Below are 22014 nucleotides of genomic sequence, written 5' to 3'. Positions count from 1 at the left end.
TCGCGGAGAACGTTTCCTGCGCTGTCCGCCAGAAGATGCTTTTTGCATCCCCAGCGTAAATACTCAGCTTGTGAAAAAGTACAAGGCACATTTTGCCTAGTGAATAAGAATTTCCGAAAGGCATTAGGGCTAGCCCGGATATTTCATGCTGAGCTTGAATCCGCGACAGTACGCCGCGTGAGGGCACGCGGCCTACCATCGCGACTGCCTCCCTGTTTGTAGGCCCGGTGTCCTCACCGGGCGTCCCGTGCATGAAATATTCGGACTAGGGTCATCCTCTTCCCCCGGGCAGCGAACCCGGCCAGAAGAGTTGCCTCATCACGTAGGCCACAATATCCAAGTAATCGTTCCAATGACCCTGAAATCGAACCGGAAGAAAGATCCAAGCCACCGCCGCGGCGGCAATATAAGGACCATAGGGAATCCGGCTCGACCAGTCCCTTCGGCCGCACACGATCGCCGTCACCCCCACCAGAGATCCGAAGAGAGCACTAAACATCAGCGAGAACAAGGTGGCTTGCCACCCGAGAAAGGCCCCGATCGCGCCCATGAACTTCACATCCCCCAAACCCATCGCCTCCCGGGGCAGCACCAATTGAGTGGTCTCCGCTTCCATGTGAGGCACGGATTCAGGCAGGAGCTCTTCCTCGCCAATGCGCAATCGTTCGGGCGAGAGCCTCACTTCCACATCGCGGTAACACCGGTCCGGCAGATCCAACTTCGCCGCCCGCAGCACAACCGTGTCCGACTTCCGGTAGAAAATGTCCTCGAAAGGCACCCGCTGATCCGGGAGCACAAGCTCGGTCTCGGTGAAGACAAGTTTGGAAGCAGCGGGCAAGGTGATGCGCTGCCGTCCAAACAACAGTTTGCCCAGCCGCAACATCGCGTACACCACCCCCGCCCCAACCGCCGCGCCCAGGAACGATCGCTTCATCGCTTCCGCGGCCGTCTCGGCTTGGTGCATCGCAGGCACCCAAAAAGAAAAAAACAAGCCGGCAATGACACCCCCCAGCGTAATCTCGTCCGGGATGATGTAATGCTCCAAATCGATGAACGTCGCGACGATGAACGCCGCGATCAACAACGCCATCACGACCGGCAGCCCGATGGAAACCGAACCAAACCGTATCCAGCACACGGCAAACATCATCGCCGTCAACAACTCGACCAGAAAGTAACGCGCGGCGATCGGCTCCTGGCAACTGCGACAGCGGCCCCGCAAAAACAGCCAGGTCACCAGCGGGACATTGAGCGCCCACGGAATGCTGTATCCGCAATGAGGACAACGCGACCGCGGCCGCACCACGCTCTCGCCGCGCGGCATCCGGTGGATGCACACGTTGAGGAAACTCCCCACCATGCTGCCGAAGATGAAAAACACCCCGGTCACGAAATGAAAAGGCAGCGGATAATACGGAGTCATGGAGCCAAGGCCTTCCCCGCAGGCAAAACCGCCCGGCGCAACGCTTCACCCATCACGTCCACAGGAGCGGTGCGCCCAGTCCACAGTTCCAAAGCCCTCGCTCCCTGATAAAGCAGCATGCCCAGGCCGTTCGACACCTCGCATCCCGCCAACTTCGCTTCCCGCAAAAGCCGGGTTTCCGGAGGACGATACATCATGTCGTACACCCGGACCGCGCGCCTCAATTCAAAACACCCGCCATCGAACGGCAATCCATCCGCCTCCTTCAATCCCAGGGATGTTCCATTGATCAGAAGGTCCACCGACCCGGAAGGATAATCGGTCCGCACCTCGGTTTCGGGATGCCTTTCGCGAATCTCCGCCGCGAGCGTTTCAGCCTTCTCCCGGGTGCGATTGATCAAATGGATCGAAGCCAACCGTTCCCGCGCCAGTCGCAACGCCGCCGCCCTCGCTGCCCCGCCCGCTCCCAGCAGAAGCACCGAAAGCCCCTCCAAACATCGCAGCGCGAAGGCCTCTCGAATGGCACGCTCAATGGCATCCGCGTCGGTGTTATGCCCCACCCGCCGCACGTCTCGAGTCGAACCAGGCTCCATCAACCCGAGCGGACGCCAAACGCCGTTCTCGTCCCGCCCTTCAAAAACCACCGTGTTGACCGCCCCCCATTCCCGTGCCGTTTCGTCAAGGACGTCCACCATGTCCATGGCCAGCAGCTTGTGAGGCACCGTGAGATTGATCCCCGCAAAACGCATGGCCGTGGCACCCTCCAGGGCTTGGCGAAGGTCCTCCGGCCGCACGTCGAAAGCCGCATAGCGCCAGGGCAGCCCCAAATGCCGCATCCCGGCATTCTGCATCGGAGGCGATGCGGAGTGGTGTATGGGATGACCGTACACCGCGCAGATTCGAGTCTTCGCGGTAAGGTCATCCTCCGTCCGTTCCAGAATAAGCCCTGCCATCGGCGCGGAATATACAGACCTCTTCCCCCCATAGGCAACCGATCACTCATTTCCCGTGGCGTCGTTGACCATGCTCGCACCGCGGATCCGAGCCTTCGCGGGTCCGGGAGAACCTTTTCCTTTCCGCCAGATCCTTCGAATCGAGGGTTGAGGACCGGTCAGATCACATAGTCGAAGGGATTCTCGTGCTGGCCTTGCAACTGACGCACTCGATCGCAGAGGTCCGCCACCGTGAGCTTCCCCAAAATGGTCAGGATCGCGTCCCGCACTTCCTTCATGATCGAACGGATCCCGCAACGCGATTCATCCGGACACGAACAACGCTCGTAGAATTTTTCACTGACGCAACTCACGGGAGCCAGTGGACCGTCGATCAAACGGATGACTTCAACGAGGGAGATTTTCTCGGGAGGCCTCGCCAGGTGATATCCCCCGCGCGCTCCGCGCCGACTTTCCACCACTCCCGCTTCCTTGAGATCGTTCAGGATCTGTTCGAGAAAACGCTTGGGAATGTTCTGCTGCCGCGCAATCTGACCCACCTGGATCACTCCTCTTCCGTGGTTCACCCCCAGGACCACCAACGACCTCAACACATATTCACCACGCACCGTCAATTTCACAGGGATAGTTTTTGATTTATGACTCAATTGATCAAGATTAATCGCTAAAGGTGTAACATGCTAAACTTCATCTAATTAAATCTTGATTGACTTAGTGAGAAATAAATTTACTGTTGAGCACAGATTGCCGTTCCAACATCGCATTCAATCCGTCTTGTCCTCGGTTCTTGGAATTCGAGGTTATGGATGGCTTTTAGGGTTCGTTTTTCCGGTTTGGGCCGGGCTCACCACGATCGCTCAGCCGGAGGTCATCCTTCTCAATGTTTCGTTCGATCCCACGCGCGAGATGTATCGCGAAATCAACGCGGAGTTTGCCAAGGTTTGGAAGACTCAGCACGGCCAGGATATCGTCATTCGCCAATCGCACGGGGGCTCCGGCAAACAAACCCGCAGTGTCATGGACGGCCTTCCCGCCGACGTCGTGACGCTTGCGCTCGGACACGATATCGACGTCCTCGCCATTCACGGAAAACGACTCGCCACCAACTGGCAATCCCGCCTTCCTCATCGCAGCAGTCCGTTCACTTCCACCATCGTGTTTCTCGTGCGACCCGGAAACCCGAAGTCCATCAAGGATTGGGACGACTTGGTGCGGCCGGACGTCGCCGTGATCACTCCCAACCCCAAAACCTCCGGAGGGGCCCGCTGGAATTACCTCGCCGCCTACGGTTACGCGCTCGAAAAGCACGGACGCAATGAGGGCAAGGCCAGGGAGTTCATCTCCAGGCTCTATCGCAACGTTCCGGTGCTGGACGCCGGTGCGCGAGGAGCCACCACCACGTTCCTCAAACGCGGACTAGGCGACGTGCTGATCACCTGGGAAAGTGAAGCCATGCTCGCCTTGAAGGAATCCGGCACCGAGTCCTGCGCGATCGTGATTCCCTCCATGAGCATTCTCGCCGAACCTCCGGTTTCGGTGGTGGACAAAGTGGTGAAACGCCGTGGCACGGAAATGGCGGCTCGAGCCTACCTCGAGTTCCTCTATTCCGAAACCGCCCAGGAAATCGGTGCTCAACATCATTTCCGGCCCACCTCCGAAACCGTGCGGCAGCGATACGCGGATCGATTTCCCCAGCTTCGGCTTTTCCCGTTGGAGGAGTATTTCGGCCATTGGATGGAAGCGAGTGCCAAACACTTCGGCGAGGACGGAGTTTTCGATCGCATGTATTTTTTGGGACGCTAATCCTCGCATGAAGGCCAAGGAAAAACGCTTCAACGCACTGCCGGGGTTCGGTCTTTCGCTCGGGATTACCCTTTCGATGCTGACGCTGGTGGTGATGATTCCCATTGGCGGGCTTCTCTTGCGCGCTTTGGATTTGTCCTGGAGCGAATTCTGGCGACTCGCCACCACGGATCGCGCGCTGGCGGCTTACCGGCTGACCTTCGGAGCCTCCCTCGTGGCGGCCGCCATCAACGCCACTTTCGGTGCCCTGCTGGCCTGGGTGCTGGTCCGCTACCAGTTTCCCGGACGTCGCTTCATTGACGCGCTGGTGGATTTCCCTTTTGCCCTGCCCACGGCGGTGGCGGGACTGACGATGGCAGACCTTTTTTCGCAAACCGGCTGGCTTGGAAAATTCCTGGTGCCGGCGGGAATCCAGGGAGCTTACACCCCTCTCGGCGTGGTGCTCGTGCTCACTTTCGTCGGGATGCCATTCGTCGTGCGTACCCTCCAGCCGGTCCTGGAAAACCTCGAGACCGAAGTCGAGGAATCGGCGGCCACTTTGGGGGCGGGGCGCCTGCGGACCTTGGTCCAGGTCGTGGCTCCGTCGCTGTTCCCGCCGCTGCTCACCGGGTTCGCTCTGTCTTTCGCCCGCGCCGTCGGCGAGTACGGGTCCGTCGTGTTTATTTCCGGCAACATGCCTTATCGAACTGAGATCGCTCCCGCCCTGATCGTCATGCGGCTGGAAGAATATAATTATCACGGCGCCGTCGCCCTGGCCCTGGTGTTGATGATCATCTCCTTCCTGCTGCTCTGGGTCATCAACGCGCTCGAGAACTGGGCGGGACGATTCCAAAACTGAGCCCATGTCCTCCGCCCCCACTCGATCCGCTCGTGCCGGTCACTCCCCCTCCCGCCGGAGCATGGAGGAGCCTGTGTGGGTGCGCTGGATCTTGATCGGCGTGGCGCTCGCGTTCTCCCTCGTCTTCCTCCTCCTCCCTTTGATCAACGTGTTCGCTCAAGCACTGTCCAAAGGCTGGCAGTTTTACTGGGACTCTCTCGCTCATCCCGACTCCACCGCGTCCATCCGCCTCACCCTGATCACCGCGCTCATCGTCATTCCGGTGAACACCCTCTTCGGACTGAGCGCGGCATGGGCGATCGCCAAATTCGAGTTTCGCGGCAAATCGCTCCTCACCACCCTCATCGATCTCCCCTTCTCCATCTCCCCTGTGGTTTCGGGCCTGATGTTCATCCTGTTGTTCAGCCTGCAAGGATATTTCGGGGAATGGTTGGAGGAACGCGGCTGGGCGGTGATCTTCGCGGTTCCCGGCATCGTGTTCGCGACCGTCTTCGTTACGTTTCCCTTCGTGGCCCGGGAGCTGATTCCGATCATGCAAGCGGCCGGATCAGATCAGGAACAGGCCGCCCTCACCCTCGGCGCCAGTCCCTGGCAAACCTTCTGGCATATCACCCTTCCCTCGGTGAAGTGGGGCCTGATCTACGGAATCATTCTTTGCAATGCGCGTGCCATGGGCGAATTCGGCGCCGTGTCCGTGGTTTCCGGCAGCATCACCGGCTTGACCGATACCATGCCATTGCGGGTCGAAAAGCTCTACAACGAGTACAACGCCGCCGGCGCCTTCGCCGTCGCCAGCCTGCTCGCCCTCCTCGCCCTGGTCACCCTGGCCCTCAAGACCGCGCTGGAATGGAAAGCCGCCCGCGAGGAGCGTGTGAGCACCAGAGCCCCAGCCCCCACAGGCCTCTCATGAGCATCGAAATTCGGAACATTTCAAAAAGATTCGGCGGTGTCGTCGCCGTGGAAAACGTGAACTTTTCGGTGGGGCAAGGGGAACTCGTGGGCTTGCTCGGACCGAGCGGTGGCGGGAAAACCACCGTGTTGCGAATGATTGCCGGACTCGAACTTCCCACCGAGGGCGACATCCTCGTCAAGGGTCAGCGGATGAACGATGTTCCCGTGCAACAACGCAACATCGGCTTCGTCTTCCAAAGCTACGCGTTGTTCAAAAGCATGACCGTGGCCGACAACATTGCCTTCGGCCTCAAAGTCAAACGGTGGAAACGGCCGCAAATCGAGGCGCGGGTGGAGGAACTGATCGGTCAATTCAGCCTCAAAGGGCTCGAACGTCGTCTGCCCCACCAACTCTCCGGCGGTCAGCGCCAGCGCGTCGCCATCGCTCGCGCTCTCGCGCCTAAACCCTCCGTCCTTCTCCTTGATGAGCCTTTTGGAGCCGTGGACGCGAAGATTCGCCAGGAACTCCGCGAATGGCTGGTTACGCTGCATCACGAGTTCAATGTGACCACCCTCTTTGTCACGCATGACCAGGAAGAGGCGCTCGAAGTGTCGAATCGGATCGTGATTTTCTCCCGGGGACGTCTCGAGCAAGTGGGCACCCCTCGCGAGGTTTACGAACAACCCGCCAATGAGTTTGTGGCGCGATTCATCGGGGTCATGAACATCCTCGAACTCGAAGTCCAACAAGGACGTGCCCGCCTGAATGAACTGGAATTTCCGCCGCACGGACTCGGTGAGGGACAAAAAATGCGCGTCGGTTTCCGGCCCTACGCGGTGCAAATCTCGCGCGACCTCGCTCACTATCGGTACCCAGCCACCTTGCGGCGGACTTTTTTCCTCGGCATCCTCTTGCGGGTGGAACTCGAACTGCCCTCGGGCCTCATCGTGAGAGCCCGCTTGACCAAGGAAGAATACTCCATCCTCGGTTTGTCCGACGGCATGGAGGTCTCGTTCCAGATCAAACAATACCGCGTCCTGGCCTCCGACGGCGGTCATCTTTCCCCCGAAGTCTCCGCCGTGCATGAAGCCCCCATCTCCCTGGGCGAAAACATCTAGAGCCAACCGATCCAACTCCGCCGACCGGGATTCGACCGCGTTCAAAGGTTCAAGCCAACCGCCTCGCCGTCGCGAAGCGTCTTGGACTGCGGTAGCCCTCTGCCGCTTTGGGGATGCGCATGAGCCGATGAACTAACGGTAGGGAAACCCAGGCGTCTCCATGACACGTCCCGGCCCGGAGCCCGGCTCGACTTTCTCGGACGCTAGCATGAAGCGGATGGAAAATCGACCGCCAAAATCCTTCAAGCTCTCCCGAACACCATAAACAAAGCAGGCCGTCGCCCACGCGTCACTTTCAACGCAGGTCGGCGCGACGACCGTGCAGGAAGCCACGCCGCGCACAGGAATTCCCGTGCGCGGATCCAGGATGTGGCTGTAACGGCGCCCCTCATGCACGAAGAAGTTCTCGTAATCGCCCGAGGTCGAAAGCGCCGCATCCCGCAAACGCACCTCGACCCGTCGCCCGCCCTTCTCCGGGTCCTCGAGTTGCACGATCCAATGCCCTCCCCCAGGCGCCTCGCCCATCACCCGCAAATCTCCCCCAGCCTTGACCATGGCATGCCGAACACCCTTCGCGCGAAGCCGGTCGAGTGCCCGGTCCACAGCCCATCCCTTGGCAATGCCTCCCAAGTCGAAGGCCAGATCCGGACGACGCTTTCGCGCCACGCGCCTCTCTTCATCCAAAACCAAGTGGGTGTACCCCACTCTCGGCAGGACAGACGCGAGTTCATCCGTCCGGGGAAAACGGTGCTCCTTCCAAATGAACCCCCACAACTGCGTCAAGGGCTGGACGGTCACATCGAATGCGCCCTTGGTTTGCCTGGAAATGCTTGACGCCGTTCGCAGCACCTCGAAGAGGTCCGGGGACAATGGGAAATCCTCATCGGCGCTCGCTCGATTGAATCGATTGAGTTCGCTCTCCGGTCGATGATTGCTCATGAGCCAGTCGGTCTTCTCGAACTCGGCGAAGGCCTCCGTCATGGCCTCCTGAAGCTGTTGCGAGGGGAGTCCCCACGCGGTCATCGTGACAAAAGTACCGAGCAGCGGACGGCTTCTTCGAACAACTTCAGGGGATCGAGGCTCGGGGGGAATCCGGCAGCCCGCCGCCCATCCAGCCAAAGCGAGAACGAAGCACGAGCTCGTAAGAAGCCAAAACCCGCCGAACCCCCGCCGTGACTTGTCGGCACGAGATGGTCGCTCCGCTGAGATTGTAAATGTCTTCATGAAGCTTCAATTTGGCTTCCGCGTTCTTGCCCTGAAACTGGCCACGCCACTTGGCCCCGCGAATTTCGCTGCCGTGGCTTTCCCGGTACTCGAGCACTTCGATTTGACGCACCTCGCCCGACGGGGTCAGCGCCACCGCGTAGTCGATCAATTCGTGCTTGCCCAGAACCTGATCGAGCACCACCACCCCCAGCACGTTGGTGCCGCGAAAAGCGCGGGCCACGCGGTTGCCCATGTTCACCACACGAACACCCGCCTTCTGGCCGACCATCGAGCGCTCTCCGGGCGAATAGGGTTCCACACTCTCGACGAATCGATCCGCTTCGGGAAAACACAACCGCTGCGCCTCGGAGAACGATAGATAGCGCTCCCCCCAGGCCGAGGTCAGGCCCGCCAAACCCAACCACAACCCGAATAATCCCCTCGCGGCCAAGATCGCCCGCCCGGCCCAGCGTCGGGTCACGCCACTTCGCGCGGTTCGCATGCAACTGGCGCCGGTCGCCAGCACCCGCACGGACTCCGTCTTTGACTTCAATGCTCGCATTAGAAAAACATCCCGACACCGATCTGAAAGTAATCCTGGCTCGCGGCGGATCCCGCGGAAACCGTCGAGCCATTGAAATTCCGCCGCCAGTCCGCCTTGACCACGAAATGCTCGTTGAGGAAGTAAGACACTCCGGCGGTGAGAAAATCTTTGTTGGCCGTGCCGTCGTCCGATTCCCGTCCCGCCCCCACGAGGCCGGACTGAGTCACGACCTGGCTATAGCGAATGAAAGGCACCAGGTCCATGTGCTCCCCCCGTCCTTGCCGCCAAGCTTCGGGCCAAAGATGATAAGCCGCCTCGACATACCAGCCATACATCCTTGTCCCCACGTCATCCATCCCCGAAGCGTTCTGATTCGCCAGCAACTTCTCCGGATCATCGATATGCCAGTAAGCGAAATCCGCGCGCAGTTCCAACCCCGTGCGCGGGACACGATAGAGCCCCTCGATGTCCCATAATGCCACGTTGACATGCTGGCCGCCCGCCGCTTGCGGCTGGGCGAAGTACATCGACGCGCTGGTGTCGAGTCCCGGAACACCGCGATAGTGCAGCCGCCCGGAATACGCCAGTTGGTTTTCATCCGCCAATCTCAGCCGGGGACGCGCGCTGCGAAAACCGCCCGCCGAAGTAATCCCCGCTCCCGCCGCCGAACTGCTGCTGTCCTCCAGTCCGGTGGAGACTTGAACCTGATAGCTCAATCCCTCGGTGATCTTCCCGAACGCACCCAGGCTGGGCTCCATCCAGGTGGTGGGAATGATCTCGCGATAGAGTTCGGGACGCTCGGTGGAATAAAAGAGCGTCGGTTCGTGGTATTTGTTGAACCGGCCCACCGGCACAAGATCGATGCCCAACGAGCGAAGGTTGAACCGCTCGTGGATCAGGATATCGACGTAGAACTGTTCCAACTCCAACTCGCCGTTGAAACGGCTTCCGCGCCCGGTGCTTTCATCCACGCCGCCGTGCTCGATTTCGACCTCGGAATTGAACACGAGCCAGTCGTTGATCGCGTAGCTGGGAGAAAGCACGTACCGATGAGCATCGAAGGAGTTCGCGCCTGACTCAGGAAAGCGATACTTCGATTCCCCATAAAAGCTGAAGGTCAAGCCCTTCGATTTCAACCACCCCTTGCTGAGCAGATTCTCCTGACCCGACCCGCCCTCCCCTCCGTCGCGGCCAGACGGTGTGGATTCAGCAGCGGAAGCTTTCAGCCGTTCCACTTCCTTTTGCAGGGACTGAATTTGCCGTTGCAATTCGGCGATGGCCGCCGACTCGTCCGCCGCGCAAACAGAACTTCCCAATCCCAAACCCAGAGCAAGGGAAAGGCATCCGCTCCGCTTGATCTTCTGCTTCATCTTCATGATTCTGTGCTTCATCTTCAACATGACGCTGGAGTTTGCGGTCGACGTCATTCGCCAAACCAGGGCCAACGAACGCGCTCATGCTGATCTCTCCAGGTCCGATCACGCTTGCGATCGTTTGTCATTAACCATCGCTCGTTTGCGCGGGGCTTCGCATCCCCATTCACTCTGATGTCCCGGGCTGCCCTTGAGTCCCATCCATGACACGGGAATGAACAAAGATTAAGAATCCGCCATCGTTGGCCGGGGCAACGCTGCGGACTTTGCACGAACTGGGCCTGGTTGAGGATTGGTTTTGCAGCCTTCGCCTCGCTCTCCCACGCTGGGAAAGCGCCAGACGACTGGCGCACTCCAAGACCTGGCGGAACCTACATCCGCCTCGCCGTCGCGAAACAAGCATGAAATTTCCAGGCTAGCCTCCATGGGAGGGCGGTGATTCAAGGACAGCCCACACCGCGTTGATCTTGAGTGCGTGGGACGATTTCGGGATGGTGCTCGCGATATTCATGAAACGACGCGGACGCCCCTCCCGAACTCAGCAGACCTGTCGCGGTTCGCATCCCGTCGGTCCGATGGTCCTGACGGATTCCTCAAAACTTCGCCGCAAGGTTCGCAAGGCCTACGACAAGGCCATGACCGAGGTCGAAAAGGTCACCATCGCTCTCGCGAAGTTCGAAAACGAGGACCGCCCCGCGTTCGAACGATGGATCCGTTTGACGTTCGGCCCGAAGCTGGAGGAACTCCGCAAGATTCAAAGCGAGCTCACCGCCCTTCAGCACATCCTCACCAAGGTCTCAACGCTCGCCCAAAATCGCCGCATCTCGATGGCCCAGGCCTATCAAATCCATCTGGATTGGCAGAACAATCCCCAGGGCGCAGATCCGTTTGAGGAAGCACCGCACAAGGATGCCAAGGTCCACGGACCGCCGCGTGACGAGACTTGGGATGAGGACTCGGAGGGAGCGGACCCGGGGGCACCCCCTTCATTAGAGGAGATGTTGAACGAATTTGTGGAGATGCTCCGACCACCGTCCGCCAAGGATCGAACCCGAATCAAGGAAATCTATCGCGCCCTCGTTCGCCATCTGCATCCGGATTCCGGAGCCGAGGATTCCGAAGCCAACCGGCGGCTCTGGCATCAATGCCAGTCCGCTTACCAAGACGAGGACCTGGCCCGGCTCGAGTTGATTCTCGAACAAGTGAAGGAGAGCGCGGGCGAGCCTTTGCTCGAAACTCCAATCTCGGAATTCCTTCGCCGCACCGCGGAGTTGAAGTTCAAGTTGCGCCAATTCAAACGCGAACTCGCGTCGTGCAGGCAAGACCCTGCGTGGGGATGCTCCGTGACCCTTCCGTCAGCTGCCATCCATCGGCGTTTCGAGTCTGATATCGACTGGGAACTTGCCCAGTGTCGCACGAATCTGGAAGACTTCAAACGGAGGTTCAACGGATGGACGACCCCTCGTCGCTCGGCGCCCAAGAAGCGCCGCCGGGCCAGCTCTGACGAACTCGAGTTCCCATTCTAGCCAGAGAACCTCGTCGGCGGAAACCGCGTGAATTCAGCGAGGGCAGGGATAGACACGGTGTATCCTCAAGTTGTCGCTGTGCGCCGTCCACGGCGCTTCCGCTCGCGCCAACCTGCCGCGGCGATCTCCTCCCGCCCCATGGCCCACCATGGGTGGATGCCTTAGCCCTGGCAGCACCCATGCCCGTTAAAATTGCCATGCCCCTTCGAAGACAAGCCCTGATGCGGCGTGAATGCCGCGCCCCGGCGGCGCCGCGCGCATCACCGACAACCTGCATATGCAATGGATGGAATGAAGCCAAAAGGATAGACTTGCGAAACATAAACAGATCTGTGAAGATCTGACTATCATCGCTGACTGCACGGAGGACTTAACACTCACATCTCTCCATCTTATGAAGAGCCGTACAGCCCTAGATCCAATCCAAATAGCCCTTGTTGATGATGATGCTTCAGTGGCGGAGGCTTTGGCGTTGGGGTTCTCCAGCTTGAGTGGATTCCATTTGGCGGTCCATTTCAGTTCGGGTCCTGAAGCCTTGGCGGGCCTTCGAGATCCAGCGGAATTGCCCGACGTGGTTCTGATGGACATCCGCATGCCGGGCATGAACGGGATTGAATGCACCCGGATCATTCGAGGAATGCATCCGACCCTGCCGATCATCATGTTGACCGGCAGCAGCGAAGGTTCAACCATCCTCGAAGCCTTCCTCAACGGAGCCAGCGGATATTTGCTGAAACCGGTGCAGACGTCGGATTGCGCCGCGGCGATTCAGAAAGTTCTTGCCGGCAGCGAATGCGCATCCCCGGAGGCCACCGAGCAGTTGATTCACTGCCTGCGCACCGGCACCGAGAAGGCGGCAGGCCTGGAAACGCTCACAAGCCGCGAACATCAGGTCTTATGCGGGTTGATCCGACAACAGACCGCCAAGGAAATCGCGAGCGAACTCGGCATCACTCCCGCCACCGTCAACACCCATATCCACCAGACTTACCGAAAACTGGGCGTGACCACCCACCTCGAGGCGGTACAGCACTTTCTGGACAGCACTTCGCATAAACATTATCAGCACCTCCGATTCGACCATGAACCTGGAAACGGCCATTCAGCAGCGTCGAGATGCTGATGAATGGCCGTTTTCAGGATTAAACCTCCTCGAGCGAAAAGAGCTCGTCAGTGGACCGAATCCCAGTATAGTTAGGTCTATGTCGGTCACGTTTCGTTTTTCGCTCGTCCAGCAAATCGCCATCGGACTTGTTCTGTGGCAGTTAGCGCCGGCCCCCGCCGGCCTTGTTGCCCAGGAGTCGGGCGGGTCATCCCCCACCGCGACAAAAAGCCTTCCCCCTCTGCCGCCGATTCCCAAGGCCCGGCTTGCGGGAGAACGTCCGGTCCGTCCGCTGGGCCGCCCCATCAACATCCCCAATGCTCTTTCCGTTCCTACAGGTCCAAGAGCGCCGGGGCTCGATTTCCCGCCGGCTCCGCTGGCCAATCCCAGCGCTCAGTTCACCGGAGTTTCCACGCCCGTTGCCCAACCTGCCGGTTTGCCAGGGACAAATCCCGCCGTCACCGTTCCCATGCCCGAGGGGATTCTCGCTTGGAAGACCGACGCCCAGGAGCATCATATTAAGACCGGCGAAACCAACGCCCATTTCGTTTTCGCTTTCACCAACGTCGCTTCCTCGAACGTCGTGATCACCGCGGTCCGGACCACATGCGGATGCACCACCGTGAACATGCCGACTCTGCCGTGGACGATCAAACCCGGACAACACTCGGAATTCGGCATCGACGTCGACGTGCGTCGCAAAGTGGGTGTGTTGAGCAAACCGGTGACGGTCGAAACCACCGCAGGCTACAAGACGCTGACCACCCGGGTTCATATTCCTCATCTCGTCAATGGCGATGCGTCTCAATTCCCTGGCAGCAACTCGGAACGCTCGGCCGAACGCGCCCGCAATGTCGCCCTGGCGGCCCAAGATCGTCAAAAAGTCTTCAAGGGGGAGTGCGCTGTTTGCCACGTCGAACCCACCAAAGGCCAGATGGGAGAAACCCTTTTCACCGCCGCCTGCTCTATCTGCCATGAAGGACCCAATCGCGCGACGATGGTTCCCGACCTCGCGTCCATCAAGTTTCCCCGCGACAAGACCTATTGGCATCATTGGATCACGGTGGGCAAGGAAGGCAGCTTAATGCCTCAGTTCGCCCATAAAGACGGGGGTCCGCTCTCCGACGAGCAAATTCAGTCGCTCGTGGACTTCTTGTTGAAAAAGTTCCCGGCCACGGCCGCGGCCACTTCAGCGGGAACCGCACCTTAATGGCCGCCCATCTGGCGCATCCGGGGCTCTTCATCACCCTCGAGGGAACCGAAGGCTGCGGCAAGTCGACTCATATTCGATTGCTGGCCAACCGTCTGCGGGAGCTTGGCTATTCGCCGGTGACGCTGAGGGAGCCGGGGGGAACTTCCATCGGCGAGGAGATTCGACACACCCTCAAACACAGCCATCGCAACCACGCGATGACGGCGGAAACCGAGCTTCTCCTGATGAATGCCAGCCGCGCCCAACTCGTGCGCGAAGTGATCCGCCCCGCGTTGCAGGAAGGTAAAGTGGTGCTCTGCGACCGGTTCGTCGATTCAACCGTCGCTTACCAAGGCTACGGTCGCGGGCTCGATCTTCATCGAGTGCAACAAGTGGTGGAATTGGCCACCGGCACGCTCACGCCCGAACTCACCCTGCTGCTCACCGTCCCCATCGCAGTGAGCGAATCGCGGCGGCTCGCTCGCCGTTCCAGGGAAAATGCCCCTCGCGACCGCCTTGAGGAAGAGGACCGCCAATTCTTCCTTCGAGTCGAGGAGGGATTTCAAGCGGTGGCTCGGGAGCATCCTGAGCGGATTCGTGTGGTTTCCTCCACCGCCGATCCCAAGCTCGTCCGCGGACAGATCTGGTCCCACGTGCAAGCCTTGCTCGACGCGCGAGTGGCCGCCGGATGGCCGGTCCCCCAAGTCCGCCCCACTTCGAGCACTTGCTGAACGGACCCTGGATTCAACTCGCTTCGGCTCACGAAGCACGCTCACGTTTACCTGGCGATTTGGATCGAGGATGTGGGACGCGCGTCACGCAGCGCCGGAAACTGTTCCCGCCACGAAGCAACCCGGGCGCGATCCAATCGCGCGGAGACCGTCCCTTCCACATCCGAGGCATCGACGAGAATCACGCCATGGGGATCCACGACCATGGAACGCCCCGGATAAGTGAAATTGGGGTCGGTGCCGCACCGGTTCACACCAATGACGTAGGCTTGATTTTCGATCGCTCTGGCTTGCAATAGCGTCACCCAGTGCTGGGCGCGCTTGATGGGCCAACTGGCGATGACCACCAGGAGTTCCGATCCCAAACCCAGCGCCGCAGCACGAAAGATTTCCGGAAATCGCAAGTCGTAGCAGATGAACGGGGACACCTTGAAACCGCCCCATTCGAAACCGACGAGTTGATCCCCGGCGGGATAAGGCCCCGGTTCTCCCCCCAAACTGAACGGGTGCAATTTATTGTAAATCGGCCCGATCATACCGTCGGGACGGACGAGCCACGCCTGATTTCGCCCCTGTCCCGCCTCGTCCACTCGCGCAACTCCAGCCAGGATTCCGGAACGATATCGGGCCGCAAGCTCCTTCAGCCCGGTCACGGTTTGCTCGAAACCTCTCCGGCACGGCTCCAAATTCATCGTAAAGCCGGTGGTCGCCATCTCAGGAATCACCACCAGCGTGTCCGGACCGGGCGAGGCTTCCGCGAGCATGCGGTCCAATTTGGCCAAATTGGCCGAAGGATCCTCCCACACGATATCCATCTGCGCCAACAGTGCGTTCATGCCGGAAGTCTCTCCGCTTCCTCAAGGAAAAGACAACTCAAAGCGATTGGCCCCATCTCGCATTTTGCCCGCCAGGAACTGACCCAGCCGGGCATCGGAGAATCATCAGGTCTCTTGACCCGCGATGGACGCGCGGCAAGGCTTCGGGATCGCATGAAATCAATGGCCAAGCGGTGGCTTAACTGGCTGGCTCCCCGCTGGACCACGGCTTTGCTTTCGGCCCGCGCCCGTGCTCACTCGCACCGCGTGCTCGAGTCTTGGGGCTGCCCGAACGTCAATCGCAAGTTGATTGAGCATCTGGGTGACCGGGTTCTGTCCGGCCCGTTCGCAGGAATGCGGCTCACTCCGATGACACACGCCGAACAGATTGGCCCTTGCCTGCGGGGGGTCTATGAAGGCGAACTGAGCGAGGCCTGAAGCCTCGCGCAGCGCGGACGATATCCGCTTTTGATCGATATCGGCGCCAAATTCGGTTACTATGCGGTGGGCTTGGCGCGGCTGCATCCTGAATCCAAGGTCCTGGCTTTTGACACGGACCCCTGGGCTCGGCGCGCTCTCCATGAGATGGCCTCGGCCAACGGCGTCTCGAACCTGAGGATCGAAAGTTATTGTGACGCCCGCAGGTTGAACGAATGTCTGGCCGGGGCTCCTCCCGCGTTCTTCTTGAGCGATAGCGAGGGATTCGAAGCGGAGCTCTTCACCCATGCGAATCAGGCAACTCTGATGCATGCCACGCTGTTGATCGAGACACACGACGTTTTCGTTCCGGGCACGCGCGCCAAGTTGGAATCGACCTTCGCTGCATCCCACCATTGCCTCCGCTGGGGAAACCCCGGGGCTCGGCAACCCACGCCTGTTCCGCTCGACTTTCTTACGGAAGCGGAGTGGCCGCTGGCGGTGCAAGAGGCGCGTCCGCCTCAAGAATGGTTGCTCCTCCTCCCTCGTTCCGGTCCCAATCACCACCTGGCGTTGTCGAACACGGGCTGACCCGGCTCCGGATTCGGGTCAATCCAGAGGAGTCCAGAGATCGAACATTGCTGCTTGCCCCGCAGGACATCCTTTTTCATCAACCAGATTCCAGACCGTGGCCCGCTCAATTCGAAAACGACGTCCGGATTTGGAGATCCGAACCCCGGAGTAATCGGCGATGTAACCGTCGCGGGTCACCCTTTCCAGCAACCTTGCGCGTTCGGCCCGATTCGGAGCTTCCGCCGTCAGGCGGGAAGGCATGCTTCTCATCTCTTCCCAACTCAACTCCCAAAGGCGGAGGGCCTGGTCATTGGCGTAACTCAAAATGGGATCAGTCTCATTACCGTGGCTCACAAGCACGTAAGGGGCCTCGAACACCCTTCGTGCCCGTTCCTCCGCGTCACCGCCGTCAGCCACGAGCCTTCTCCCGGTCCACCGGAGCAGACTCCCATCCATCAACTGCACATGGCGGATGAGTTCGGGAGCGGCCCAGAATGGACGCGGTGCATCAGGGTTCATCACGGGCGCCAGCAATCCCGAATTTGGCGATCTGATCAAGCCTTGGCCGTGGATCATTCCCGGTCCGCATGCGATTGGAGTCCCGTGCATCCCGATGTTGTTGGTAGGGCGGGCCTGTCCCAGCCCGCCGCCCACTGGATGCAAAACATCATGCTCCGGCGGCGCGCCGGGACGGACGCGCCCTACCTGCATCACCGGCAACATCGGGATGCACCGATTGGAGTCGGGGGGAGTGGTTCGCGCTTGCATCGAGGCCGGAATCAGGCTTTTCAATAAGGAACTCAACCGACTTATGCTCCCCCTTGTCGCCATCATTGATTGGACCTTACAACCCGTAAGCGAGCCCGCCGCGTCGATCGAGAACTCGATCATCGCCGGTGCCGCCCACGTCAAGACCTACCTCTGCAACGGAGATCAAGATTTCCAAGGGGAGATTCTCGACGCGCGCGCCATCCTCCTCTGGCACAACATCCCGATCACGGAAGCTTCCATTTCCAGGCTGCGCCGCTGCCGCGCCATCATCCGAATCGGAGTGGGGTACGACAGTGTGGACGTCGAGGCTGCCTCCAAATACGGAATCGCGGTGTGCAATGTCCCCGACTATGGAACGGAGGAAGTCGCCGATCACGCCATGGCCTTGGCCCTGGCGCTCTGCCGGCAGTTGTTCCCCCTGGACGCCGAGGCCAAAGCACTCGGCTGGGCCATCAAGGTCGAGCCCAAAATACGGCGCTTGCGCGAATTGACCTTTGGCATCGTGGGCTTGGGGCGCATCGGCACGGCGGTCGCCCTGCGTGCCAAGGCGCTCGGCTTCAAGACCTGTTTTTATGATCCCTACCTGCCGAATGGCGTCCACAAAGCGGTGGGCATCGCGCGACACCGGACCTTGGACGCGTTGCTCTCCGCGGCGGACGTGCTCTCTTTGCATTGTCCCCTCAACAAGGAAACGCGTCACCTGATCGCAGAACGGGAGTTGGCGCTCCTCAAACCGACGGCCTACGTGGTGAACACGGCTCGCGGAGGCATCATCAAGAAAACCGCCATCCTGGAGTCCTTGCGCCAGGGACGCATCGCCGGGGCCGGACTCGACGTGGTGGAGGACGAACCCTTCAAAACGAAGGAAGAGACCTCCACGCCAAACTTGATTTCAACCTGTCACGCCGCGTTTTACAGTGTCGAAGCCAAGCGCGAAATGCGGGAAACCGCCGCCCGCATCGCCCGACAAGCAGTGGTGGGCGAACGGCTCGACAATGTCGTCAACGGCATCGACCCCGCCAAAATTTGAACCGCCCGAAGGTTGGTTTTCGAACCATCCTCAAGTTCCACCGCGGTCCAGCCACGCTCGAAACTGCGCCGCCGCTTGCGCGCGGTGGCTGATCTGGTTCTTCGTGCTCTCCCCGAGCTCGGCGAAGGTCAAATGGTATCCGGCCGGACGGAACAGCGGATCGTAGCCAAATCCACCCGCACCCGCAGCTTGATCAAGAATGAACCCTTCGCATGCTCCATGAAAGGTCCGGGGTGGCTCCGGGATCTTCCACCCGCCCGCGGGCGTCTTCACTACGGGCAAGACCACGAGCACGCACCGAAATCTCGCCGCGCGATCGCGAGGGTCCACGTCGCGCAGCAATCTGAGGAGCTTGGCGTTGTTGTCGCTGTCGCGCGAGTTGCCCTTGCCTCCCTCCTCCAACGAGGCGAATCGGGCCGAATGAACGCCCGGCGCCCCGCCCAGCACGTCCACCTCCAAACCTGAGTCGTCGGCGATGACCCAAACCCTGGTGGCATCGACCCCGGGAGTGAAGGCCGATGCCCATGCTTCCGGGTGATGCGCGAGCCAGCGCGCCACATTTCGAGCCTTGATTTCAGCGTTGCCTTGAAACGTCGGCGCCGCCTCTTCCGCCTCAGGCAATCCCACGAAGCCATCCACCCCTCGCCACACCACCGATCCCGCCACCAAGGCAGCGAGTTCCTGCAGTTTGTGCGCGTTGCGGGTGGCGAGAAAACAAACCCGTTTTACGGAAGATTCCACGCCAGAGAAGCGAATACGGCATGCGCAGTGTAGTCGTAACGCCCGGCCGCGCGGGGTTCGCGATACTCGAAATAGCCATATTGCAGCCGGGCCGTCCACTGCTTGCCCAGCTTCTGACTCAAACCCACGAGCAACCCATGCCGGTCATACACCATGCCCAGCGGAAAGCCATCGGCGTAATTGTCCTCGCCGTAGTCCGCCTTCGAAAATGAATACGACGCCGTCCAATCCATCTTCTCCGAAACGACGAAGGTCGCGCTTCCGAGCGCGGACCAGGCTTCACCGCGGTAGTCCGGAAGTCCCGCCTGACCGGCCAAACCGTGACGGAGCCGGGACTCGGAAAAAACCAGCGTCGAGCTCAAATGCAATCTCCTCCACGGGGTCGCGCTCGCCATCACACTGTAAATGTGGGCATCGTAATTCCCCGCCGCCAACCCCCCGCCTCCTCCTGCCACCCCCGTCGCCGGATCCGTGACGGGCGCCAGCACGGTGCGATAATCCGTGGCCACGAGTTGATACTTGAACGTGGTCTTGAACCGCGACGCCCAATGCACCACGAGCTTGGACTCGATCTCGTCCGTGGCAATGTCCCGCGAGGTGATCGCGGAAGGATAACCGTTCCCGGGCAACACCCCTCGATCCGCATCCGTGTGGAAGTCGTAATCGTTCTGCTTGAGCCGATGGCGCACGCTGTTGTGCCAGGAAAGCCGGGTCCAAGGCGATACCACGAAGCCCGCCCGGTACTCCTTCAAGTCATCGCGTGCATCGGTATCGCGCATGAAATCGCTTTCAAGGTCCACCCCATCGTCAAAAAACTCGCTCTCGAATGATCCAATCCGTTCCTGCTGGAATCGGCTGTCCGCGAAGACCACCGTGGCCGGCAGCGCCGTGTAGCGCAGCCCCAACCTTTCCTCCGTCACTTGCCGGTCAATATTGCCGCCGATCGTGACCGGAAATCCTCCTCCGTCCAATCCCGAGCCAATCCCATGCTGACGCATCCATTCGCTCTGCAGTCCGGCCGTGAAGGTCAAATCCTGCCACGATCCCAGCTGGGTATTGGCGTTCAAGACATGGGCGGTTTGATCCAGGACAATTTGTCGGCTCGACAATCCCAAAAAGGGCGGCTGGGTGGGATCATTCGGAAGAAAGGTTTCCTGGGAAAAGCCTGCCTCCCCGTCAAGCCGGCTGAAGTAGTAACCTCCGGATACCATCCACTCTTCTCGAATCCACTTCTCGAGCCGGAAGGCATTCACGGCCTGCGTGTGCTCATACGGATCCCGGATTCGGGTCATGCCCAGCGGCGCGGGGTCCCCCACTTGAAAGAAATCCGACCAAACTTTCTCGTTGTTCAAGTCAAGGAATTCCGCGCGAAATCGATTGTCGATCTGAAGACCGTCCCAGTCGTAACTCATCTCGAACCTGACGATGTGGGTCTGCTCGTCGATTTTCCGCGATGCGGGATACACGGAATAAGCGTCGCCACCGGCCGCTGAAACCGGCCCCCAGGCAAGGGATGACTTGCGCCCGTCGCGAAACCGGTACTCGTATCCAAACACGAATCTCGGCAGGTCCGGCAGGGTTAACCCCAACTCGATCCATGCCCGCCCGGAATCGAGATGCCAATCTTCTCCAAGCGCCATCGGAGCAATGCCCCCGGTCTCGGAAAAACCCCCGGCATCGCTGTAGTACTTTCGAAGTTGCTGAATCCCGCCGCGCAGAAAACCCACATCCTCCTTTTCCAAGCTGAATTGAACCCGGTGCCGGGGCGAGGCAAACCGGGACTCCGCCTCCACGTCCAGCTTCACCCCGTTTTGATACGTCTCCCGCAGCCGCAGGGACTGCATCCCGCCATCCCAGCCTTCTTCCATCCAGGCATGCTCGCGAAACTTGCCTTCATTCCCTTCGACATGCACCCATTGCAATGCGGGCTCGATGGAATACTGAAACGCGGGTTGAGCGGAAGCATTCCCGGAATAGACGGCGCCCTGATCAATCCAAGCGCGCACCAGCGCCACTTGTTCCGCCGTCAACTTCTCGCCCTTGCCTTCCGGAGGCATGGACTTGTCCTCATCCAGTCTCGCGATCACATGCACGAGCGGGCTCTCCGCGCTGTTCCCGGGGATGATCGCGACGCCGTACGAGCCTCCCTTCAATGCGGCCGCGCGATCGTCCAGTCTGAACTTGCTCTTGGGTTTCTCCGGCCCATGGCAGCGGAAGCAACTCGCCTCGAACAATGGACGAATGTCGCGATCGTAATCGATCTTCACCGAAGCGGGTGACGGCAATGGGGAAGCATCCGCACCCCACGCTACCAAGGGCAGCCCCATCGCCAAAACCAATCCCAGCGCGATGCCAGGTCCGGCACCCACCGCTCCGCGAAGGTAGGATTTCATGGGTCAATAAAGCATTTTGGGATTCACATTCGATCCATGCACCGCGGTGTGACACCCCGCGCTCCAGCACGTTCCCCTCTTGATGAACGCCGAATGATCAAGCTTCCCGATCAGGACGGCCCCGGCCCCGTCCTGCAACTGGGCGTGGCATTTCAGGCACAAGCTCATGTCACGCTCGGTCAGCATCTTGTCATTGATCGAACCGTGCGGAGTATGGCAGACGGTGCAGCCTTCGCGCATCGCCTCATGTTCATACACAAAAGGCCGGCCCTGATCTTGATGGCAATCCGCGCACCGTTGGTTCAAACGGGCCATGGCCAGCCCGAACTTCGGCTGGTGAATGTCCGGACCATGGGGATCGTGGCACTGCACACAATTCATCTGCTTTTCGAGCACCGGATGCCGCTGCGGAAGTTTGAAGGCCGCGTGAACATCCTGGTGGCATTCGAAGCACGTCGCGGGATCCTTGCCCGGATTGTGGATGAACTTCCCCCGACCGCCTCCCGCAGCCACGTGCTTGCTGCCCGCGCCATGGCAGGATTCGCAACCGGTCACGCCCGCCCACTTCAGGTC

General features: G+C 60.1%; 22 protein-coding genes. 11 read left to right on the top strand and 11 right to left on the bottom strand.

Annotated features, from left to right (window positions below):
* Positions 1-271: 271 nt before the first annotated feature.
* The 3 genes from FJ404_15885 to FJ404_15875 form a co-directional block, all read right to left on the bottom strand.
* Positions 272-1423, bottom strand: coding sequence for a prepilin peptidase (locus FJ404_15885; protein MBM3824342.1), 1152 nt, complete (start codon positions 1421-1423; stop codon positions 272-274).
* Positions 1420-2376 carry a shikimate dehydrogenase gene (locus FJ404_15880; protein ID MBM3824341.1) on the bottom strand — a complete coding sequence of 319 codons (957 nt, stop codon included), beginning with the start codon at positions 2374-2376 and terminating at the stop codon, positions 1420-1422. The genes FJ404_15885 and FJ404_15880 overlap by 4 nt, the downstream gene beginning before the upstream one ends.
* A gap of 158 nt (positions 2377-2534) precedes the next feature.
* The gene (locus FJ404_15875) at positions 2535-2996 is read right to left on the bottom strand and encodes an Rrf2 family transcriptional regulator (GenBank protein MBM3824340.1); all 462 of its coding nucleotides are present in this window, start codon (positions 2994-2996) and stop codon (positions 2535-2537) included.
* A gap of 172 nt (positions 2997-3168) precedes the next feature.
* Between FJ404_15875 and FJ404_15870 the strand changes: the two genes are divergently transcribed.
* From FJ404_15870 to FJ404_15855, 4 genes are read left to right on the top strand one after another with little or no spacing between them, the layout of a single operon-like run.
* On the top strand, positions 3169-4179 hold the full coding sequence (locus FJ404_15870; GenBank protein MBM3824339.1) for a sulfate ABC transporter substrate-binding protein: 1011 nt from the start codon (positions 3169-3171) through the stop codon (positions 4177-4179).
* 7 nt (positions 4180-4186) lie between these two features.
* Positions 4187-5017 (top strand): sulfate ABC transporter permease subunit CysT, encoded by an 831-nt coding sequence (gene cysT / locus FJ404_15865; GenBank protein ID MBM3824338.1) that lies wholly within the window; start codon positions 4187-4189, stop codon positions 5015-5017.
* A gap of 4 nt (positions 5018-5021) precedes the next feature.
* On the top strand, positions 5022-5927 hold the full coding sequence (cysW, locus tag FJ404_15860) for a sulfate ABC transporter permease subunit CysW (protein ID MBM3824337.1): 906 nt from the start codon (positions 5022-5024) through the stop codon (positions 5925-5927).
* Positions 5924-7027: an ABC transporter ATP-binding protein gene (locus tag FJ404_15855; protein MBM3824336.1), complete on the top strand. Its 1104-nt coding sequence runs from the start codon at positions 5924-5926 to the stop codon at positions 7025-7027. The genes cysW and FJ404_15855 overlap by 4 nt, the downstream gene beginning before the upstream one ends.
* A 132-nt stretch (positions 7028-7159) precedes the next feature.
* Here FJ404_15855 and FJ404_15850 read toward each other — a convergent pair whose 3' ends face one another.
* From FJ404_15850 to FJ404_15840, 3 genes are read right to left on the bottom strand one after another with little or no spacing between them, the layout of a single operon-like run.
* On the bottom strand, positions 7160-8251 hold the full coding sequence (locus tag FJ404_15850) for an FAD:protein FMN transferase (GenBank protein ID MBM3824335.1): 1092 nt from the start codon (positions 8249-8251) through the stop codon (positions 7160-7162).
* Positions 8094-8795 (bottom strand): FMN-binding protein, encoded by a 702-nt coding sequence (locus tag FJ404_15845; GenBank protein MBM3824334.1) that lies wholly within the window; start codon positions 8793-8795, stop codon positions 8094-8096. Before FJ404_15845 ends, FJ404_15850 begins: the two co-directional genes overlap by 158 nt.
* Positions 8795-10153 carry a hypothetical protein gene (locus FJ404_15840; GenBank protein MBM3824333.1) on the bottom strand — a complete coding sequence of 453 codons (1359 nt, stop codon included), beginning with the start codon at positions 10151-10153 and terminating at the stop codon, positions 8795-8797. Before FJ404_15840 ends, FJ404_15845 begins: the two co-directional genes overlap by 1 nt.
* A gap of 506 nt (positions 10154-10659) precedes the next feature.
* Here FJ404_15840 and FJ404_15835 point away from each other — a divergent pair.
* The 4 genes from FJ404_15835 (at position 10660) to tmk (ending at position 14701) form a co-directional block, all read left to right on the top strand.
* A complete protein-coding gene (locus tag FJ404_15835) occupies positions 10660-11676 on the top strand; it encodes a Voldacs domain-containing protein (protein MBM3824332.1) in 1017 nt (338 codons plus the stop codon).
* Positions 11677-12070: 394 nt separating this feature from the next.
* Positions 12071-12799, top strand: coding sequence for a response regulator transcription factor (locus tag FJ404_15830; GenBank protein ID MBM3824331.1), 729 nt, complete (start codon positions 12071-12073; stop codon positions 12797-12799).
* Positions 12759-13988, top strand: a complete 1230-nt coding sequence (locus FJ404_15825; GenBank protein MBM3824330.1) for a DUF1573 domain-containing protein — start codon at positions 12759-12761, stop codon at positions 13986-13988. Before FJ404_15830 ends, FJ404_15825 begins: the two co-directional genes overlap by 41 nt.
* Positions 13988-14701 (top strand): dTMP kinase, encoded by a 714-nt coding sequence (gene tmk, locus FJ404_15820; GenBank protein ID MBM3824329.1) that lies wholly within the window; start codon positions 13988-13990, stop codon positions 14699-14701. The genes FJ404_15825 and tmk overlap by 1 nt, the downstream gene beginning before the upstream one ends.
* A 47-nt stretch (positions 14702-14748) precedes the next feature.
* Here tmk and FJ404_15815 read toward each other — a convergent pair whose 3' ends face one another.
* Complete coding sequence (locus FJ404_15815; GenBank protein ID MBM3824328.1) at positions 14749-15537, bottom strand: carbon-nitrogen family hydrolase; 789 nt, start codon at positions 15535-15537, stop codon at positions 14749-14751.
* 153 nt (positions 15538-15690) lie between these two features.
* Between FJ404_15815 and FJ404_15810 the strand changes: the two genes are divergently transcribed.
* Positions 15691-15954: a hypothetical protein gene (locus tag FJ404_15810; GenBank protein ID MBM3824327.1), complete on the top strand. Its 264-nt coding sequence runs from the start codon at positions 15691-15693 to the stop codon at positions 15952-15954.
* Between the two features lie 30 nt (positions 15955-15984).
* Complete coding sequence (locus tag FJ404_15805; protein MBM3824326.1) at positions 15985-16524, top strand: hypothetical protein; 540 nt, start codon at positions 15985-15987, stop codon at positions 16522-16524.
* Between the two features lie 18 nt (positions 16525-16542).
* Here the strand turns inward: FJ404_15805 and FJ404_15800 are convergent, their stop codons facing one another.
* Complete coding sequence (locus FJ404_15800; GenBank protein MBM3824325.1) at positions 16543-16962, bottom strand: MEKHLA domain-containing protein; 420 nt, start codon at positions 16960-16962, stop codon at positions 16543-16545.
* A gap of 16 nt (positions 16963-16978) precedes the next feature.
* Between FJ404_15800 and FJ404_15795 the strand changes: the two genes are divergently transcribed.
* Positions 16979-18307 (top strand): C-terminal binding protein, encoded by a 1329-nt coding sequence (locus FJ404_15795; GenBank protein MBM3824324.1) that lies wholly within the window; start codon positions 16979-16981, stop codon positions 18305-18307.
* Positions 18308-18337: 30 nt separating this feature from the next.
* On the opposite strand, the gene FJ404_15790 is transcribed toward FJ404_15795, so the two are convergent.
* The 3 genes from FJ404_15790 to FJ404_15780 are packed head-to-tail and all read right to left on the bottom strand — an operon-like array spanning position 18338 to position 22011.
* Positions 18338-19048 (bottom strand): non-canonical purine NTP pyrophosphatase, encoded by a 711-nt coding sequence (locus FJ404_15790; GenBank protein ID MBM3824323.1) that lies wholly within the window; start codon positions 19046-19048, stop codon positions 18338-18340.
* Positions 19033-21441, bottom strand: a complete 2409-nt coding sequence (locus tag FJ404_15785) for a hypothetical protein (protein MBM3824322.1) — start codon at positions 21439-21441, stop codon at positions 19033-19035. The genes FJ404_15790 and FJ404_15785 overlap by 16 nt, the downstream gene beginning before the upstream one ends.
* Before the next feature lie 3 nt (positions 21442-21444).
* On the bottom strand, positions 21445-22011 hold the full coding sequence (locus FJ404_15780; protein MBM3824321.1) for a hypothetical protein: 567 nt from the start codon (positions 22009-22011) through the stop codon (positions 21445-21447).
* Between the last annotated feature and the right edge of the window lie 3 nt (positions 22012-22014).

It is taken from the genome of Verrucomicrobiota bacterium (genome assembly GCA_016871495.1).
In the GTDB taxonomy this organism is placed as follows: Bacteria; Verrucomicrobiota; Verrucomicrobiia; order Limisphaerales; family VHDF01; genus VHDF01.
Note: the sequence above shows the minus strand (reverse complement) of the source record. Positions and strands in the feature narration are given on the sequence as shown.

Excerpts from the sequence above, each read along its gene's own strand:
- FJ404_15855 (MBM3824336.1), top strand. The coding sequence starts at position 5,924 with ATGAGCATCGAAATTCGGAACATTTCAAAAAGATTCGGCGGTGTCGTC.
- FJ404_15815 (MBM3824328.1), bottom strand. The coding sequence starts at position 15,537 with ATGAACGCACTGTTGGCGCAGATGGATATCGTGTGGGAGGATCCTTCG.
- FJ404_15835 (MBM3824332.1), top strand. The coding sequence starts at position 10,660 with ATGAAACGACGCGGACGCCCCTCCCGAACTCAGCAGACCTGTCGCGGT.
- FJ404_15795 (MBM3824324.1), top strand. The coding sequence starts at position 16,979 with ATGAGTTCGGGAGCGGCCCAGAATGGACGCGGTGCATCAGGGTTCATC.
- FJ404_15810 (MBM3824327.1), top strand. The coding sequence starts at position 15,691 with ATGAAATCAATGGCCAAGCGGTGGCTTAACTGGCTGGCTCCCCGCTGG.
- FJ404_15840 (MBM3824333.1), bottom strand. The coding sequence starts at position 10,153 with ATGAAGATGAAGCAGAAGATCAAGCGGAGCGGATGCCTTTCCCTTGCT.
- FJ404_15885 (MBM3824342.1), bottom strand. The coding sequence starts at position 1,423 with ATGACTCCGTATTATCCGCTGCCTTTTCATTTCGTGACCGGGGTGTTT.
- cysT (MBM3824338.1), top strand. The coding sequence starts at position 4,187 with ATGAAGGCCAAGGAAAAACGCTTCAACGCACTGCCGGGGTTCGGTCTT.
- tmk (MBM3824329.1), top strand. The coding sequence starts at position 13,988 with ATGGCCGCCCATCTGGCGCATCCGGGGCTCTTCATCACCCTCGAGGGA.
- FJ404_15850 (MBM3824335.1), bottom strand. The coding sequence starts at position 8,251 with ATGAAGACATTTACAATCTCAGCGGAGCGACCATCTCGTGCCGACAAG.
- FJ404_15830 (MBM3824331.1), top strand. The coding sequence starts at position 12,071 with ATGAAGAGCCGTACAGCCCTAGATCCAATCCAAATAGCCCTTGTTGAT.
- FJ404_15800 (MBM3824325.1), bottom strand. The coding sequence starts at position 16,962 with ATGGATGGGAGTCTGCTCCGGTGGACCGGGAGAAGGCTCGTGGCTGAC.
- FJ404_15880 (MBM3824341.1), bottom strand. The coding sequence starts at position 2,376 with ATGGCAGGGCTTATTCTGGAACGGACGGAGGATGACCTTACCGCGAAG.
- FJ404_15825 (MBM3824330.1), top strand. The coding sequence starts at position 12,759 with ATGAACCTGGAAACGGCCATTCAGCAGCGTCGAGATGCTGATGAATGG.
- cysW (MBM3824337.1), top strand. The coding sequence starts at position 5,022 with ATGTCCTCCGCCCCCACTCGATCCGCTCGTGCCGGTCACTCCCCCTCC.
- FJ404_15785 (MBM3824322.1), bottom strand. The coding sequence starts at position 21,441 with ATGAAATCCTACCTTCGCGGAGCGGTGGGTGCCGGACCTGGCATCGCG.
- FJ404_15845 (MBM3824334.1), bottom strand. The coding sequence starts at position 8,795 with ATGCGAGCATTGAAGTCAAAGACGGAGTCCGTGCGGGTGCTGGCGACC.